Annotated in this window: 16 protein-coding genes; 3 read left to right on the top strand and 13 right to left on the bottom strand. The window is 26.2% G+C overall.

Annotated elements, in window-relative coordinates; translation table 11 throughout:
- The first annotated feature begins 126 nt into the window (after nt 1-126).
- Entirely contained in the window at nt 127-765 is a 639-nt protein-coding gene (locus AC07E4_RS00450) for an MBL fold metallo-hydrolase (protein WP_430830559.1), read from the top strand.
- A gap of 102 nt (nt 766-867) precedes the next feature.
- On the opposite strand, the gene AC07E4_RS00445 is transcribed toward AC07E4_RS00450, so the two are convergent.
- From AC07E4_RS00445 to nrdD, 5 genes are all read right to left on the bottom strand, one after another.
- Nucleotides 868-1,638 (bottom strand): gamma-glutamyl-gamma-aminobutyrate hydrolase family protein, encoded by a 771-nt coding sequence (locus tag AC07E4_RS00445; protein ID WP_478215473.1) that lies wholly within the window; start codon nt 1,636-1,638, stop codon nt 868-870.
- Between the two features lie 34 nt (nt 1,639-1,672).
- On the bottom strand, nt 1,673-2,185 hold the full coding sequence (gene nrdG / locus AC07E4_RS00440; protein ID WP_034438302.1) for an anaerobic ribonucleoside-triphosphate reductase activating protein: 513 nt from the start codon (nt 2,183-2,185) through the stop codon (nt 1,673-1,675).
- A gap of 148 nt (nt 2,186-2,333) precedes the next feature.
- Complete coding sequence (locus tag AC07E4_RS00435) at nt 2,334-4,025, bottom strand: ABC transporter ATP-binding protein (protein WP_478215472.1); 1,692 nt, start codon at nt 4,023-4,025, stop codon at nt 2,334-2,336.
- A 178-nt stretch (nt 4,026-4,203) separates the two neighbouring features.
- Nucleotides 4,204-5,265, bottom strand: a complete 1,062-nt coding sequence (locus AC07E4_RS00430) for an ArsR/SmtB family transcription factor (RefSeq protein ID WP_478215471.1) — start codon at nt 5,263-5,265, stop codon at nt 4,204-4,206.
- Between the two features lie 99 nt (nt 5,266-5,364).
- Nucleotides 5,365-7,482, bottom strand: coding sequence for an anaerobic ribonucleoside-triphosphate reductase (gene nrdD, locus AC07E4_RS00425; protein WP_034438306.1), 2,118 nt, complete (start codon nt 7,480-7,482; stop codon nt 5,365-5,367).
- Between the two features lie 578 nt (nt 7,483-8,060).
- On the opposite strand from nrdD, the gene AC07E4_RS00420 reads away from it, so the two are divergent.
- The gene (locus AC07E4_RS00420; RefSeq protein ID WP_034438308.1) at nt 8,061-8,261 is read left to right on the top strand and encodes a cold-shock protein; all 201 of its coding nucleotides are present in this window, start codon (nt 8,061-8,063) and stop codon (nt 8,259-8,261) included.
- Nucleotides 8,262-8,297: 36 nt separating this feature from the next.
- Here the strand turns inward: AC07E4_RS00420 and AC07E4_RS00415 are convergent, their stop codons facing one another.
- Nucleotides 8,298-9,404, bottom strand: a complete 1,107-nt coding sequence (locus tag AC07E4_RS00415) for a sensor domain-containing diguanylate cyclase (protein WP_034438310.1) — start codon at nt 9,402-9,404, stop codon at nt 8,298-8,300.
- A 389-nt stretch (nt 9,405-9,793) separates the two neighbouring features.
- Here AC07E4_RS00415 and AC07E4_RS00410 point away from each other — a divergent pair, with 389 nt between their 5' ends.
- Nucleotides 9,794-9,967 (top strand): hypothetical protein, encoded by a 174-nt coding sequence (locus AC07E4_RS00410; RefSeq protein ID WP_187372116.1) that lies wholly within the window; start codon nt 9,794-9,796, stop codon nt 9,965-9,967.
- A 41-nt stretch (nt 9,968-10,008) separates the two neighbouring features.
- Here AC07E4_RS00410 and AC07E4_RS00405 read toward each other — a convergent pair whose 3' ends face one another.
- The 7 genes from AC07E4_RS00405 to AC07E4_RS00375 all read right to left on the bottom strand — a co-directional run bounded on the left by AC07E4_RS00405 (nt 10,009) and on the right by AC07E4_RS00375 (nt 17,675).
- A complete protein-coding gene (locus AC07E4_RS00405) occupies nt 10,009-10,815 on the bottom strand; it encodes a YhfM domain-containing protein (protein WP_478215470.1) in 807 nt (268 codons plus the stop codon).
- A gap of 122 nt (nt 10,816-10,937) precedes the next feature.
- Nucleotides 10,938-11,513, bottom strand: coding sequence for a hypothetical protein (locus AC07E4_RS00400; RefSeq protein ID WP_034438316.1), 576 nt, complete (start codon nt 11,511-11,513; stop codon nt 10,938-10,940).
- A 136-nt stretch (nt 11,514-11,649) separates the two neighbouring features.
- A complete protein-coding gene (locus AC07E4_RS00395; protein WP_478215469.1) occupies nt 11,650-13,086 on the bottom strand; it encodes a DUF7922 domain-containing protein in 1,437 nt (478 codons plus the stop codon).
- Nucleotides 13,087-13,370: 284 nt separating this feature from the next.
- Nucleotides 13,371-14,210 (bottom strand): 16S rRNA (adenine(1518)-N(6)/adenine(1519)-N(6))-dimethyltransferase RsmA, encoded by an 840-nt coding sequence (gene rsmA / locus AC07E4_RS00390; RefSeq protein ID WP_034438320.1) that lies wholly within the window; start codon nt 14,208-14,210, stop codon nt 13,371-13,373.
- Complete coding sequence (gene rnmV / locus AC07E4_RS00385; RefSeq protein WP_034438321.1) at nt 14,203-14,754, bottom strand: ribonuclease M5; 552 nt, start codon at nt 14,752-14,754, stop codon at nt 14,203-14,205. Before rnmV ends, rsmA begins: the two co-directional genes overlap by 8 nt.
- A gap of 377 nt (nt 14,755-15,131) precedes the next feature.
- Nucleotides 15,132-16,151 carry a 3D domain-containing protein gene (locus tag AC07E4_RS00380; protein ID WP_430830551.1) on the bottom strand — a complete coding sequence of 340 codons (1,020 nt, stop codon included), beginning with the start codon at nt 16,149-16,151 and terminating at the stop codon, nt 15,132-15,134.
- Nucleotides 16,152-16,910: 759 nt separating this feature from the next.
- Entirely contained in the window at nt 16,911-17,675 is a 765-nt protein-coding gene (locus AC07E4_RS00375) for a TatD family hydrolase (RefSeq protein ID WP_478215468.1), read from the bottom strand.
- Nucleotides 17,676-17,763: the final 88 nt, after the last annotated feature.

Here is a 17,763-nt window from a genome sequence, read left to right as displayed (position 1 = left end):
TGATAAATATATTATTTTAAATTTGAACTTGGAACCCTATAGTTGATATGTTATATTTTCATTCTTATGTTAAAATACTAATATATTTCAGAAAAATTTGTAAATTAATTTTAGGAGGTTTTTATTATGAATTTAACTTGGCTTGGTCATGCATCATTTTTAATTGAAGATAATAATGGGACTAAAATAGTTACTGATCCATTTGACGAAACTGTCGGATATCCATTATTTCGTGGTAATACTGACATTGTAACTATAAGTCATGAGCATTTTGATCATAATTATACAGCTTTACTACATGATGATGTTAAAATCCTTCGTAATGCAGAAGATTATCAAGAAAAGAACATAACAATTGAAAGTTTTCCATCTTTTCATGATGAAGTAAAAGGCGCTAAAAGAGGCCCAAACACTATTTTTAAGTTCAATTTTGGAAATATTAAAATATGTCACCTTGGTGATTTAGGTCATATGCTTGATGATGAGGTTATTGATTTAATTGGAAATATAGATGTTCTTTTAATTCCTGTTGGTGGAAATTATACAATTGGTGGTGAAGAAGCTGCTCTGTTAGCCAAAAAAATTAATAGTAAAATAACTATACCCATGCATTATAAGACTCCTCAATTAACATTTGAACTTGATGGTGTAGAAACATTTTTAACTAACATGAAAACAGGTGAAAGAATTAATTCTAATTCTATAATGATTGAAGACTTTATTGAAGCTGATAAGAATAAAGTTTTAATTTTAAATTCTATATAGTTAAAGATTAAACTGATTTATTTTTTTAATTTTAGATAGTGTATATAAAAAAATAGACCATATTATAATAAATATAATCTTATTATGATATGGTCTATTTTATTATTCATGTGCCTTAAATTTTTTTGCAGCTTCTATAAATGATTCAAATATAAGTCTTTGCTTTTCTATTTTTTCAGCCATCATCTCTGGGTGCCATTGAGTTCCAACAACAAATCTATCATCTTTAATTTCTATACCTTCAACTACACCATCAGTAGCTATTACTGTTGCTTCAAATTCTTCCGAAACATTTTTTATAACCTGGTGATGATATGAATTTATTTCTATAACTTCTTCATTAAATATTTTATACATCTTACTATGTTTTTTTATATTAGCTTTATGAACTGGATTATATTTAGGTGAATTATCTATTGAATGATTTATAATTTTAACATCATTCTTTGGAGTTATTTCAACTAAATCTTGATATAAATCACCACCCCCAGCCACATTTAATATCTGACATCCTCTACATATACCTAATGTTGGAATTCTTGTTTCATATATAATCTTTTTGGCAAGATATATTTCTTGTTCATCTCTTTCTGGACTAACTGCCCCTATTTTGAAACTTGGACTGTCACCATATCTTTTAGCCTCAACATCATATCCACCAGCAAAAATAATTCCATCAATCATTTCCAAATACCTATCAATATTTTCTTTAATACTTATTACAGGTATTATTATAGGCATTCCTCCTGCATTTTCTATAGCTGTTACATAATCATCTGTTATTACCTGCCAGTTGAAATTACTCCCAAATCCGTCATATAATTCAGTTATTCCATATACATAATCAGCACATATCCCAATAATAGGCTTCATATTTTTCCCCCCTGTTTTTTCATTACTTTATATTTTAAGTTAATTTAAACTCTATTATCTTATTGTTTTTTAAACTTTCCTTAACATCTATAATTCTTTGATTTCTAGATCCCCTATATTTTAAATCTTCATCTTTTTTTTCTATATCAAATTTTCCATCTACTAATACATCTATATTATTTATAAGCTTGTTCCATCCTGGGATTTTATCTGCATTTTCCATGATATATTCAAATTTATAACCTGTGTAACACCACACATTTTTGTTACATTTTTTACTTTCTTCAGCAATTTCAGCAAAAGCTTCGCCTTGTTCTAATGGATCTCCACCACTAAAAGTTACACCACTTATAAGTGGATTTCTTTTTATGTCATTAACTAATTCTTGAACTCTATAATCCTGACCTCCACCAAATCCATGTGTATGAGGATTAAAACAAGCCTTGCAATTATGTTTGCACCCTTGGGCAAATAATACTCTTCTAATTCCAGGTCCATTATTAAGACTCTCATGTATAATTCCTGCTAGATTTACTGTATCTTTCATACTAATAAGACACCTCTTTATTCATTTTATCTAAAATATATTATACACTATAGTTTTTCAAGCCTCAAAGTTAAAATAGTATATTTATAAATTGAAAAAATTTTTCTTTCATTAAAACAAGAATTTGCTTAAATAAGTATTTGTATGCTTAACCCACTCTTCCTATATTATACATATTGTAAAAATACCCATGTTTACTTATGAGCTGTTCAAAATCTCCTGTTTCTTCTATTGCCCCTTGTTTTAAAACTATTATTTCATCGTACATTCTTAATATCTCTTCATTAAATTTGTGAGTTATAACTATAGCTGTTTTTTCCTCCATTGATAATATAGTTTTTTCTATATCATAACTTGTTAGACTATCAAGTGCAGACGTTGCCTCATCTAAGTATATAATTGGTGTTTCTTTTAATATAGCTCTTGCTATTGCAAGCCTTTGCTTTTCTCCCCCTGAAAGTACTTTTCCATTCTCACCAACAGTACCTTTAAGACCACCATCTATTTTATTAACTACATTTTCTAAACCTGAAATTTTAATTGCTTCATTTACTTTTTTCTTATCATAGTCCTTAAACAAAGCTATATTTTCTTCTAATGTGCTATCAAATATGAAAACATTTTGATGTATCATTGATTCTAACTTATATAAAGATTTTGTGTTTATATTATTTATGGTTTCATTATCAAAAATTATTCTCCCACTATATCCCTTATAATACTTTAGTAAAATTTTTATTAAAGTACTTTTACCACAGCCACTTTCCCCTACTATTGCATATTTCTTTCCTTTTTCAAATGTATAATTTATATTTTTTAGAACATTTTTATTTCCATCATAACTGAAAGTTAAGTTTTCAATTTGTATTTTATCCTCAAAACTAACTTTTTCTTTATAAATCGTAGTGTCATCCGTTGCATTTATTATAGTCATTATTTTTTTAGATATATTTTTCAATGACTTAATATTATTTAAAATCTCTAAGATATTTCCTATAGGGTTTGCAACATTATTGCAAAGTTGAACACAAGCAAGCATTGTACTAACCGTCATATAACCTTTCATAGTAAAATATGCTCCTATGACAATAACTGAACCAAAAATCCCCATTGCAATAAATATACTTAATCCTATTATTATAGATTGCCAAACAGAAAATTTAAATTTTTTCAAATTAACATCATCATTCCAATCACTATATTCATTTATCATTTTTTCTTCTACATTAAAACTTTTTATTACATCAAAACCTAAAAATACATCCTTTATCTTAATAGTAAACCTTTCTAATGAATCTGAATATTTCATCTTAGAATTGCTTATTTTTTTTGAAAATAGCTTTGGCATAATAAGCGATAAAACTCCAAATAATATTACAACAATAGTTATTTCTTTACTAAGTATAAACATGCTTACTGTAGCCAATAAAAATCCCCATATAACTTTTATAATTTCAAATATACTATTAAAATAATCATTTTCAATCATAGTCATATCATTTGATAAAACAGATATATACTTTCCACTATTAACTTCATTAAAATCAACTATGTCTTTTTTTAATATTTTTGAAAATAAATCTTGTTTTAAACAACTCATTGATTTTTTTATATAATTAGCCTTTACAATTCCTTCAAAAACTCTAATTGCTGACATAACCACTAAATACCCCAAAAATATCAATACAATCATTGGAAATTTATTTACATCTCCATTTGATATAATATCTAAAATAAATTTAAAAACATATGCCATACCTACATTTATAGTTGAACTTAAAATTGAAATTATTACTGTACACATAAAGAAAAATTTGTTTTTAAATAAATATTTTCTCATAATACCCCCCAATATAAATCTAACTTATTATAAGATGATCATCTAATAACATTATATTCCAATATTAGATTTGTGTCTATAATGCTTTTAGATATTAGTCTTATAATTATTTAAATTTAGTTCAAAAAATAAAGGTTAAAGAAAACTTAATTTCTATAACCTTCAAATACTTTTTAAATTATTTTATATTGAACTCTTTAATTAAAAAATTTATAAGTTCACTAAATTTATCTCCATTTAACTTGTAATACACTTTAACATCATCTTTGTTTAATGTAACAAGTTCATAAATAAGTAATTGTGACATGTGATGTGAAACTGTTGCTGTAGTTAAATTTAATCTTTGTGCTATCTCACTTCCATACAGTTGCTCATTTTTCAAAAGTCTAACTATATTAAATTTACTTTTATCTCCTAAAATTTTTAATATATTATTATACTTTTCAAGCTCTCCATCACCTTTTCTTTTTTTATAAATAACTTCTTCACTCATAAAACCTATTCCAATTTCCATACAATTTTCATCTATTTTGTATGATATAGAACAATAGTTTATAAACATTGGATAAACTATGACTTTATCAAATTTCTCACAATCCTCAATTATGTTAAAATTATTTATATACTTTATGCCTTGTTTATTTAATTTATCTTCTAATTGATTTTTATATTTTTCTTTTAACTGTTGAACTTTTTTTTCATTACTTTCATAAATGGGAATATATTCTCTTATAATATTATATAATCTTTCTACATATACACTCACAGAGTTTGAAAATAACACCAAATTCCATTTTTGCTCTGATGTACATTCTAAACTTTCTATAAATTTTATTTTAGTTTCATTAGAACTTAATACATCTTCAACTTTTACATTTTTCCCTTGTAATTCTACTAAGTCCTTAAACACATTTTCTAATATATTTTCAGTGTTTTTGTTATTTATCTCATCAATTTTTTCTTTCAAACCATTACTTTTTAAATCAATATCTAATATAGCTATCCCTATGGAAAATGGATTCGTTTCATTTTCATACTGCTTAAAAAAGAAATTTAAATCTTCTTCATTTATTTTATGTTGTTTGGATAACTTATCTATAAACCTAAAAACATCTTTATTCTTTTCTATTTGAAAAGTTTTGTTTATATTATTAATTACACTTTCAGTGTTAGCAATTACATGTAAGCTAAACAATAGTTCTCTAAATTCATCATAACTATTATTAAATAATAATTCCATATTTAATCTCCTATAAATACTCTTTTTTATATTATTATAACACCTATAACAGTACTTCTTAACAAGAAAAGCCAAGGATACCCTTGGCTTTAATTTGTTCTATTTCATTTCATATATTTTTTTATGGTTTTGTGTATGAGAAAGTCTATCTTCTCTTTCATGATATTTTCCTGGACCAAATCTCTCATCTAAGCTTAAATATCCTGTTACTCTTGATACACCTTGTATATTAGTGCTGCCACAAGTCGGACATTCAAATTTATCTGGTTTTAAATATGTTCCACATTCTCTACAGTATTTTATATGAAAGTTTATTCCTATATAGCTTATATTACTATTTTCATATGCATATTTTATTATATCTCTAACTATTTCTGGTGATGGATAGTCATCTACTTCTAAATAACTTATATGTCCTGAGTTACATAGTTTATGATATGGTGCTTCTGTTTGTATCTTATCACATATAGATATAGGATATGATACAGGTATATGGAAACTATTAGTGTAGTATTCTTTATCTGTTACACCTTTAATTTCTCCAAACACTTTTTTATCTTGTACTATAAACTTTCCACTTAGTCCTTCAGCTGGAGTTGCATAACATCCCCAGTTTAAACTGGTTTCTTTAGTTAATTTATCTGTAAAGTTTCTTATAAAACCTATTATTTCTATTCCTAACTTTCTTGACTCTTCACACTCACCATGATGTTTTCCAGTAAGTGCTATTAAAGTTTCTGCAAGACCTATAAATCCTATAGCATAACTACCTTGCTTTAGAATCGGCTCTATTGAATCCTCTGGTGATAATCCTTCTGATCCTTTTAATAAACCTTCGCCTGCAACAAAAGGTAAATCTTTTACTCTAAGATGTTTTAATACATTATATCTATGCATTAAAGATTCACTAGCTTGTTCTAACCTTGTTTCAAGTAATGTAAAGAATTTTTTAGTATCTCCTTTTGCAAGTATACCTACTCTTGGAAGATTTATAGTTGTAGGTGCTATATTTCCTCTTCCCTTTGTTCCTGGTTCACCATTGCAATTACTCATAAGATAAGTTCTACACCCCATAGTTGCTGGCATATACCCCTTATCGTAGTATTCCTTATTAAAATCTGCATCTATATTCATAAATGTAGGATTCATTCTTTTACTTGCTACTCTACATGCAAGTTCAAATAAATAATAATATGGATCATTAGGTTCCTTATTTATGCCTTCTTTTACTCTAAATATAATATTAGGGAATATTGGCTGTTCACCTCTACCTAATCCCTTTTCATACTCAATTAAAAACTTTTCACAAATAAGTGCTCCATCTTTATTGTTAGGTATCCCTATATTTATAGAAGAAAATGGAACTTGAGAACCTGCTCTACTATGCATTGTGTTTAAATTATAAACTATTCCTTGCATTGATTGCTCTATAGTTCTATTTAATTTTTTCTCAACGGCATCTTCAATTTTTTCTTCTGCTATTCCTAATTCTCTAAATTCATCTCTTAATTGATTTCTTGTTGGCTCTATAAATACAGCTAAATCGTTGTCAAAATCCGGATGTGACTGTCCACCAAACATATCATTTTGTGTAGACTGAAGTAATATGCATGAAAGCTCTGCTGCTGAATCTATACGCTTCGCTTTTCTTAAATATCCGTATCCAGTGTTGAAACCTCTTTCTAAAACCTCTTTGGTTGGTATATGTAAGCAATTAATTGTAAGGTTGTAGCTATCTAAGTCATGATAATATAAGTCTCCATTTTCATGTGCTTTAGATAAATGTTTAGGCATAGTAGATAAATTAAACCATTTGTTAGATTCACTTGCTATTCTTAATAACTTTGAACTAAAATTATTTCCTACATTGGCATTATCTCTATCTGTTTCTACACCAATTTTTTCTATAGCCTTCATTAAATCTGACTTAATTTCTCTTAGCCTAGTTCTTTCTTTTCTATAATTAGCATAAGCTATACCAATTGGCTTATGACCATTTTCTAATAAAGTTTCCTGTACAATGTTTTGTACTTCTTCTACCGTTATTTCCTCTACATTTAATTTCTCAATTCTTTTTATAATCTTTTGAGTTAGTTCTATTTTTTCACTTTCAAGTAGTTCATATGATATTTCGTCTGCTGATCCTCTAATAGCATTAGTTATTTTTATAGAATCAAACTCAACTTTTCTACCATCTCTTTTAACAACATATAGCATAAACTCCCCCCTAAAAACACGACATATTGCACTCGGTCTATTATACTCTAGGAAAAAAATTATATCAATTAATAAATTATTTCAGAAAGATGATATAAAACTTATTTATCACCTTTTAACATATGATTATTACATTTTTCATTTATTAGCTTAAATTGACACTTCTGCTTTTTTGTATTTCTTAAAAAAATCCAATAAAAATATAGTATATTAAATATTTTAAATTTATACTTTTATAATATTTATATGCGTTTTTCAACTTTTTATTAAAATATATCTTATTCTATTTTGAAAATTTATAGTATAAATTTTTTAAAATAGAAAAAGATATAAATATGACAAATTTTAAATTATATTTTAAGAGGAGGTGAACTGTTGCAACAAATATATAAATTTCTAGTAATTTCTCATACAGGTCTTATTTTGAAAATGTACTACATAGTTTCTATTTAAAGTTTTTAAAGTTTAATAATTTTAAAAATTGGCATAATTCTCTAAGTAGTTTTATAGCAGAAAGCAGATTGAACAAGAAATTAAAAATTTTATAGATTTTTATAGATTTTAGCAACAGAATTTTCATGAAAACAGGTACAGTAAAATGGTTTAATGCAGAAAAAGGATTTGGTTTTTTATCAGTTGAAGGTGAAGAAGATGTTTTTGTACATTTCTCTGCAATTCAAAGTGATGGTTATAAAGCATTGGAAGAAGGTCAAAAAGTAGAATTTGAAGTTGTAGATGGAGAAAGAGGCCCTCAAGCTTCAAATGTTACAAAACTATAATCATTCATAATATGTATTAAATGCAAAATAGGAAGTTTATATTAAACTTCCTATTTTATATTTACTCGTTCTATTTACTATTCTTTTTTGTTTATACATTTCACTATCCGCTTTACTAATTAACACTTCTAAATCTAAATTTTCTTCACTCTTACCTACAATTTCATAAATACCATAACTAAAACTTAAATTATAATTACCTACACATATCTCTCCACATAATACTTCTATCTCTTTTATAATTTCCAAAGTTTTCTTTTTAGAGAACCCATTAAACATTATTAAAAACTCATCACCACCAAGTCTTCCATATATGCTTCTATCATCTAATCTATTCCTTAATATAGCTGCAAATCTTTTTAATATATCATCGCCCACCTTATGCCCATAATTATCATTTATATACTTAAATGAATTAATATCTATAAATACTAACGAACTAATATCATACGTTGTAAATTCATTTTCTAAATAATACTCCATGAGATACTTTAAGTAGCTTCTACTATATATAGACGTCAGACTATCAAATGTAGACTTATTTCTTAACTCGGATTGTATTGTTTGACTTTTTATAACTAACTTAAATTCATTCAATATGTATTTTAATATATGTATATCATCATTTGTAAAGTTTTTATTTGCATTTGTATTATCTAAATTAATAACACCTACTAATTTTTCATCTATATAAATAGGTGCGCACACCACACTAACAATATCACTAGATATTTTATATAGCTCTGAATATTTGTCTCTTATAACCTCTTTTGTCTCTATTATTGCAATATCACTTAATTTATTTTTTCTGTATAAGAATATATTTTCCTTTGGAATTCTCTTTTTTTCTAGTTCCTTACTATAACCACAAACCGAAATAAATTCAAACTCATTTTCATTTTCACAATATTTTAAAAAACTTCCTTTTGATGCTATTGGAACTAAGTTTAAAGCATAATCTAAAATCACTTTAAATGCTTCGCTTTCCTCTTTTACATCTATAATTTTTTCACTTGCTTCATATATAAATTTTCGTACTCTTTTTACTTTCTTTAGTTCTTGTTTAGCTTTTAACACCATGATTAATTGTATTATTATAATAGCTATTAAAATTTCTATTATAAATATTTCTACTTTAGGCACCCCTATTTACCTCCACACTACGTTAAAACTATACTTTAATTTTTTGTCTACCTATACTAAGTACGTATAGTACTATTTTTACACTTTTTTTATGAAATATTTATTAATATTTCACTTTAACATTATACTACATACATTCACCATTTAAATATCATAATTATTACATTTTATTCATAAATATGTATTTATTTTGTATATGAATTAATTTATTTTTATGTACTTAACTTTGTGGAATAGTTATTTTCAACATGGCGATACTATATATTATATATGGTTACAATTTATTATATTTAACTTTTTTGTTTTGTATCCATATAATTATATTTTTAAAGAAAGGTGGTGTACCGTTTCTAGATTTGTTTTTACTATATTCTATTAACGGTAAAACTTTGTTTGGATTGATAGTCGATTTAAATGAAACAGATGCTTTTGTTGAGGTTTGTGATGGTATGATAATAAATACTTCAATAAATAATTTGCCTAAACATTCTTCCGTTGGAGATAAAGTTAAACTTCCTTCCTCTTCAAAAGATATTCTCTATAACAATTCTAATTTAATATAAAAAATAAAATCTCTCAATAATATTATTGAGAGATTTTTCTTTTAAAAATCATCTGGTTTTTCAGTTAAAACTTTAAAATTCCAATCGCCTTTTTCATAAGTATTAAAAATGTATAAGTTAACTTTCTTATTTTCTTTTTCTTCTTTAAAAGTTATAGTTGCCTTATACCTATTTGATAAATATCCTTCGGTGTGGATTGACATAATTATATCAAACTTATCTTTGTTTTCATCATTTATAATTTGCACATTTTTTTCTTTGTTAAGTTTATTTTCAAAATTCATTACATCTGTAGATAAAATAAACTTTGCCATTTCTAAATCTTTATCAAGGTCTATACCTATACTTAGTTCATTATCTGTATTACTTCTATACTGACTTATAGCTTTAATTATTGTATCATAATAAACTATTTGAAAATCTATAGGTTTTCTTATATTCCAAAAGTTTTTTATAATGTCGTTATCAAGTCTTTTTGAAATTATGTAACCTTTTTCTCCATCATAAAAATTAGCTCCATCTGAAGGATCTAATCCTGCAATATAACTGAACTTATGTATGTTATCTTCCCCTTCATAGATTTCAAATATATAGTCTGCTTCTAACTTACTCTCTTTATCTACCTCTTTAGCCTTAGATAATATTTTATATATATTATCTATTACACCTGTATCAGTAACCGTAAACTTATAACTTTTATCCCTTGTGCTTTGTATTGATATCTTAGTTATATTACTTTCTTTCATATAACTGAATGGTTTTTCTGCCTTTTTAGAATTACAACCAGTAAGTCCTAAAATGACTAAAAGTAAACTTGCTAAACATATATATTTCTTAAAATTTTTCACTTAATTCCTCCACAATATTAATATATATTCATATATATTAATTAATTAAGAGAGAAGCAACTGCCTCTCTCTTATTAATTTATATTTACAATTATAATACTTGTAGAAAGCTAAATCAAATATTAATTACTTACAAAAGTTTCGAGAATATTTTCTAGTAAAATAGGTGTATTTTCTTTGTAATTTTTGCCTTCTATATAAAATCGTGCAACTACATTGTTTTTTCCTACTTTAAATACATAATCATATTTTTTATAGTTCTTTCCATTCATTTTTTTCATTTCATACTTTGTAAGGTATCCATTGTTATCACCTATTTTTTTACTTTCAGTTTTATATTGTTTTATTCCAATTTTTTCTATAGATTGTTCATTTTCTTTAACTATATCTTTTGTATCCTTGTTATTCCAAACTTCAACATTACCTTTTACAAGTCCGTCAGTTGATATAAATTCACTACAATATGCGATATTCTTATTAGCTACACTAATTTTACTATTTATCCATTCACTAGGTAATCCATAATCTATACAGTTTTCAACCTTGTACATTTTAAATGTAGATATATTATTTTGTGTCAATGTCGTTGCTTTCAATTTATCTTCAAAGTAATTTCCAAAACCAATAATTACAAGCATTAAACCAATCATTATTATAGCTAGTCCAGTTTTCCTTCCATCATTTCCCCTAAAACTCATTAGAAGTTCCTCCTAAAATTATTTATATTACAATATATGTATATAACTAGTAAATTATTAAGCTATTTATAATTTTATTTTCTTTGATTAAATAAAAATGAAGGGTTTTTTTACCCCTCATTATTCATATTTAAATTTATTTTTTTACAGGAACTACTACTGTTGAATTTTTAAAATCATAGAACATTAGCCAATATCCGTAATCTGTATTTTCTTTGTTAGGCATCCATGTCACAAATCCAGTTTTTCCGCCATAAGGTTGTTCCTCTTCTGACTTGTTTCCCGGAATTGCATATACTATATATTTCAAATTTCCATCTTTATCATGTTTATGTCCTATCATGCAGTGCTTATATTTAGATATATATGGATAATAGCAAATCATTGGATAGTATATTACTGTGTATTTTTTATAGTCATTCATGCAATACATATCTTCCAATTGATATATTTTTACTTTATACCACTTACAATTTTTTATATCATTATATCCTTCTACTTCTTCAAAATCTTTTACTATTTCCTTGAAGAACTTATTCATAGCATTTTTATTTTCTATTATGTTATCTTCATATTTAAAATCTATTTCAAATTCTTTTTTCTCCTTCTTTTCTTTATCTTTGCATTCATAGCATTCTTCATACTCTAGTTTATCCTTTTCCTCTTTTTTATGCTCCTTTTCTTTCTTTTCATGTTCATCACATTCTTCATCATTTTTTTTCTTTTCTTTTTTCTCCTTTTTATCCTTATGCTTTTCCTCATCACATTCATTACATTCATCACAATTACAATATTCTTTATCTGATTCTTTACTTTTCTTCTTGTGCCTTAATAAATCCTCCAACTCTTCTTCTGTTAATTCTATTGAACCATTCTTTATATTTTCATAAACATTCCCTATGGATATTTTTTCATCTTGTTGACTTTCTACAACGTCATTTCTATCTTCGATATCCGAATTTTCCAACTCTTTCTCTTCGTTAAAATTTTCATTTAAAGTAATTTCCTTAACACTTTCTTTTCTTATTTTACTTGCATCTGCCTTTGAATCTTGTATTTTCTGCTCTTCTATTTTTTTATCCTCTATTTTTTTTTCGTACTCATCAAATTTAACTTCGTTAATCTCTCTAACTAAGTTTTGTTCAGTAATTACTTCATATTTTCTCCATTCATTTGATACATCAGGAGTAATAAATCCATTCATTATACATTTTACATTTTTGCCATTCATGGCTATTATTGCTGAACCACTTATACTCTCAACATTGACGCCTACATTTCCTATGTTATTACCATCATATTCACATACAATATCTGCTCTTCCATGTTCATCTATGTTCATCTTGCTCAACTTAATTATATTTTTTATATCTTTCTTGTCACATATAAGAGCCATATAGTAACTGGTATCGCTTTTCTTTAGATTCTGAACATAATATGATAATTTACATTTATTATTTTTCACTTCTATTTTTGTGTATCCTGATGGTGCCTTATCTGATGATAATCCATGACCTTTTTCGTCTTCTTGCAAAATTATAAAAAATCTACTGTAACTTTTTTTAGATGCCACCCTTCGCTACCTCCATTTAATTTATACATTATAATATATGAGGTTGCATGGTAAAAGATGATAAATATATGATTATATGTAATAAAAACTATAAAGTACATATCTTTATGTATTCTATACTATTAGTTCACATTCATTATTAGGATTTCATATTTTCATTTCAAAATTGAATTTTTTTAAATATATTTACATATATACAAGTAGACATTGCTATGCTAATACCCTTACTTTCAAAATATCATATTCTAATACAATAAAAAAAGAGCTACCATTTAATAGTAACTCTATCTTTTTAAATCGTATATACAATCGCTTAACTTTCCAAACTCTTGTATTGTTAAAGTTTCGCCTCTTCTTTTCGGATCTATTTCTGCATATTCAAATGCTTTTTCTAATTTTTCTTTTTCTAATCCAATATTTTTCATTGCATTCCATAAAGTTTTTCTTCTCATATTGAATGAATTTCTAATTACTGAAAAAAATAATTTTTCATCTTTAACTTCGATTCTTGGTTTTTCTAACCTATCTAATCTTATAACAATAGATTCAACCTTAGGTGATGGAATAAAACATTTTGGTGAAACCTTTCTAACAATACTAGTATTACAATAGTATTGAACTAATAATGAAAAAGCACCATAATCTTTTGTACTTGGTTCTGCATCTATTCTTTCAGCAACCTCTTTTTGAATCATTATTGTTAATGATTTAAATTTATATCCACCATTTAATAAATTAGCTATTATAGGTGTTGTTACATAGTATGGCAAATTTGCTACTAATTTAACACTAGGTTCATCACCTATTAACTCATTATAATTTACCTTTAAGGCATCCTTATGTATTAATTCAAAATTTGAAAAATCTTTAAGTTCTTCTGAAAGTATTGGTATTAATCTATCGTCCAACTCTATACTTGTAACTTTTTTTGCCTTATTTAAAAGTTGAACTGTAAGTGTTCCTACTCCTGGTCCTATTTCTATTATGTAGTCCTCTTCACATACATTTGCACCTGCAACTATATCATCTAAAACAGTATCATCTATTAAGAAATTTTGCCCTAAACTTTTAGCAAATTTAAAATTATATTTATTTACTATATCTTTAGTAGTTATATTACTCATTATCCATCTCCTTATCTAGCTTTTCTATAGCTTTAACAAACTCATCTTTAGATATTCCGTAATTATTTAACCTTGTTACAAATTGAGTTGCATTGCAATATCCTATTCCTAACATATTACCTACAAATTCTCTTCTTTCTTTTGAGTTTCCATCACCAGTTAGTTTAAAGAAATACATATCTTGTATATCAAACTCTTTTCTTGGTTCTTTAATCTCACATTTAGCATTTTCTAAAGCTTTTATTATCGCTTCTGGACATGCATTTTCAACTCCAATATCATCACCTTTTGTTCCTTCTTTTTGACTAATATATGCATGTTTAATTCCTGGAACTCTTTTTGCTATTATTTTTCTTATTTTTTCTCCTGCGAAATCAGGATCTGTTAAAACTATAACTCCCTGTCTTTTTTGAGCTTCCTTTATTTTATTTATTACTTTTGCATTTATTCCAAATCCACTAACTGAGATAAGTTCTGCATCTACTGCTCTTTTAACTGCAGTTACATCATCCCTACCCTCTACAACTATTACCTCTTTAATCATATTTCCTCCAATTTTATAAACTTCTCTAAATTTATTCTAGGTATATGAATAAAAATAATTAGTCAATTTAACATAATAGATTTTGTAATACTATAGATTTCCATTTTCAATTAAAATTATTATTTAAAACAAAAATAACTTGATTTTGAATTTGTATTACATAACACTACACAAATTTATTTGTTAAATCGGCTTATTACTTTTTTGAATATGCCTTGTTATAATCCTTTTAATTTTCCTCCATTTATGTGTAAAATGTCAACTATTACTGACTATCTTATATTTAAGTTTTAACCTTTATTTAAATGTTATTCAACATTATACTCTGCATATGTTAAATTATTATTTCTTACAAAGAAAAAATAGGAGCAATGCTCCTATTTTAAAATATAAACCTTAACGTTTCGTCTACCCCAATTCATAGTTTCACCATATGAGTTAAAATATACATCAATTATATTTCCCTTAATAGCTCCACCAGTATCTTGTGCTATGGCATAACCATAACCTTCTATATATACTTTAGTTCCTAATGGTATAACTCTTGGATCAACAGCAATTGTACTGTAACCACCTTCATCACGTACACAAGCTGAACCTGATGCTGTTATTCCATTGTCGTTTCCCCTATCAGATGTATATGCAGTTGATTCCATAACCATCATCTCTGTATAGTAATCATCTGCACCACGTGAAGTTCTTAAAACACCTAGTGTTCCAACATCAATAATCTTCTTTATTGGTTGTTTTTTTACAGATTCTCCAACAACTTTTCGTGAAACTTCTTTTCCGTCTTCATACACAACCTCTGTTGTGATAACTTTTTCTCCTGATTGGCCTTCTTGAACTGTTTTCTCAGTTCCTTCTGGTAAGTCATTATTCTCTCTTTTTTCAATTGCATATTCTAATGACTTTACCTCATTCTTAACTTCTTTATCTACTCTTGTTATATCAATTTTCATTCCACTTTGTAGAAGTTCAGATTTTCCTGGTGATACTTTGTCTAAATCATCTAATTTTATATCCTTTGAAGCTAATAAATTATCTATATTATCTTCTGCTGATTTAAACTTTAATACCTTACCATCAACATTCACTTCAACATCTACAGCTTTTTTTATATATATTTTGTCTCCATCTTTAACTTCACTGTCTAATGCTACAGATACCTTGTCAAATGATTCTACTTTTATTTCATTCTTATCTAATATTTTATTTAAATCATTTGATAATGTTGTTATTTGTACTTCCTGGCCATCAATAACTACCGCTATGGTTTTTCTCATATTTACTATAGTAATGCCCACTCCTAGTACTACTACTGTCGTAGCTACTGCTAGAGCTTTTTTCCAAGATTTAAAACTTTGTTTTAATCTTGCTATTTTCTTACTACTCATAAAAATACCTCCCTTAGACAAGAGTACCTCGAAATTATACCTAAGATTTGTCCAAGTGTCAAATTTAAGGTAACTCCGTATTGAATTGATTCTGTAAATATACACGTTGCTTGTAGAAAAATCTATATGCTAACTTCTTGTAAATCTAGACAAATCAATCCTCAAGGGTAGATCCGTAGAAGACCTCTTTTTAATTTTTTTTTGATGATGTTACATTAAATATATTTAGGTTTTGCATAAAATATTCCACCAAAACTACAATTGTTTTAAAATTTTTAAAATTTAAACTTTGTTTTTCAATTGGAAACGCTTCCAAATTTATTTTTAAATGCCCGTTTAAGGAATTATTTATGCATTATTTTGAGCTAAATTGTTTATACTTCCAACTTATTTTTAAGTATGCTTTTTTTTAAAATCTAAACTATTTTTTATTAAAAACACTAATCATTGCATTCACAAAATTAAAGTAATATTCTTACTTTTGGTATTATTAAAACTTTATCATCTTCTTTCTCTATATAGGGTTCCAAACTGAAATTTTAAATAATAGCTTTCTCAAAAAGAAAGCTATTAATCTTATAGTTTATTCTAGTATAATGTCTGGAACCAATTAACAGTTAGCAATTAACAATGATGGTTAACATTATTCTCATTTAATATTTAAATAACTGTCCATTGTCAATTTAAGAATATAAATTGAAACTTAGAATTAAAGTTCTCAATTAAAATATGAATAACTTAAAATTTAAACTTCTATTCCTATATATCAAACAATTTTTTAGTGTTTTGTAACGTTATATGTTCTACATCCTCTTTTGATATTCCTTTAATTTCCATAATTTTTTCTACAACAAAATTTATATAATCCGATTGATTTCTTTTACCTCTATATGGAGTGGGTGCCATATAAGGACAATCCGTCTCCAATAAAATTCTATCCATTTCTATTTCCTTAACAACCTCTTTTATAACTTTTGCATTTTTAAATGTTAGAACTCCACCAATACCTATATAATATCCCATTTTTACACACTCTTTAGCAAATTCTACACTTCCTGAAAAACAATGCACAACCCCTGTTACGTCTTTAAATTCTTTCATTATTTCTAATGTATCTTTGTGTGCATCTCTATCATGTATTATTACTGGCAACTTAAGTTCTCTCGCTAAATTCATTTGCATTCTAAAAGCCTCTTTTTGAATTTCTTTACTAGGATTTTCATCCCAATAATAATCTAATCCAATTTCACCTATTGCTTTTATTTTATTATTCTCATTATAATATTTTTTGAATTCATCCATAAGCTCTTTGTTTACAATTTCACAATCTGATGGATGTATACCAATTGCAGCATATATGAAATCATATTTATTTGCAAGATTTATTGAATCTTTTACTCCATCTAAATCTGCACCACAATTCAGTACCCCTATAACTCCATTTTCTTGTATATTTTTCAAAATAACTTCTCTATCTTCATTAAAACTCTCATCATCATAATGTGCATGTGAATCAAATATCATAAAATTCCCCTCCAACTATATCAATTTCCAATATAATCCTTTAGTTTGTAATCTATTATTAATTTATAATTTAACTGCTACATTTATT

This window comes from Clostridium amazonense (assembly GCF_056431285.1).
Note: the sequence above shows the minus strand (reverse complement) of the source record. Positions and strands in the feature narration are given on the sequence as shown.

What these genes read in the sequence shown, in the direction of transcription:
- AC07E4_RS00450 (WP_430830559.1), top strand. Translation starts at nt 127, where the DNA reads ATGAATTTAACTTGGCTTGGTCATGCATCATTTTTAATTGAAGATAAT.
- AC07E4_RS00445 (WP_478215473.1), bottom strand. Translation starts at nt 1,638, where the DNA reads ATGAAGCCTATTATTGGGATATGTGCTGATTATGTATATGGAATAACT.
- nrdG (WP_034438302.1), bottom strand. Translation starts at nt 2,185, where the DNA reads ATGAAAGATACAGTAAATCTAGCAGGAATTATACATGAGAGTCTTAAT.
- AC07E4_RS00435 (WP_478215472.1), bottom strand. Translation starts at nt 4,025, where the DNA reads ATGAGAAAATATTTATTTAAAAACAAATTTTTCTTTATGTGTACAGTA.
- AC07E4_RS00430 (WP_478215471.1), bottom strand. Translation starts at nt 5,265, where the DNA reads ATGGAATTATTATTTAATAATAGTTATGATGAATTTAGAGAACTATTG.
- nrdD (WP_034438306.1), bottom strand. Translation starts at nt 7,482, where the DNA reads ATGCTATATGTTGTTAAAAGAGATGGTAGAAAAGTTGAGTTTGATTCT.
- AC07E4_RS00420 (WP_034438308.1), top strand. Translation starts at nt 8,061, where the DNA reads ATGAAAACAGGTACAGTAAAATGGTTTAATGCAGAAAAAGGATTTGGT.
- AC07E4_RS00400 (WP_034438316.1), bottom strand. Translation starts at nt 11,513, where the DNA reads ATGAGTTTTAGGGGAAATGATGGAAGGAAAACTGGACTAGCTATAATA.
- rsmA (WP_034438320.1), bottom strand. Translation starts at nt 14,210, where the DNA reads ATGAGTAATATAACTACTAAAGATATAGTAAATAAATATAATTTTAAA.
- rnmV (WP_034438321.1), bottom strand. Translation starts at nt 14,754, where the DNA reads ATGATTAAAGAGGTAATAGTTGTAGAGGGTAGGGATGATGTAACTGCA.
- AC07E4_RS00380 (WP_430830551.1), bottom strand. Translation starts at nt 16,151, where the DNA reads ATGAGTAGTAAGAAAATAGCAAGATTAAAACAAAGTTTTAAATCTTGG.
- AC07E4_RS00375 (WP_478215468.1), bottom strand. Translation starts at nt 17,675, where the DNA reads ATGATATTTGATTCACATGCACATTATGATGATGAGAGTTTTAATGAA.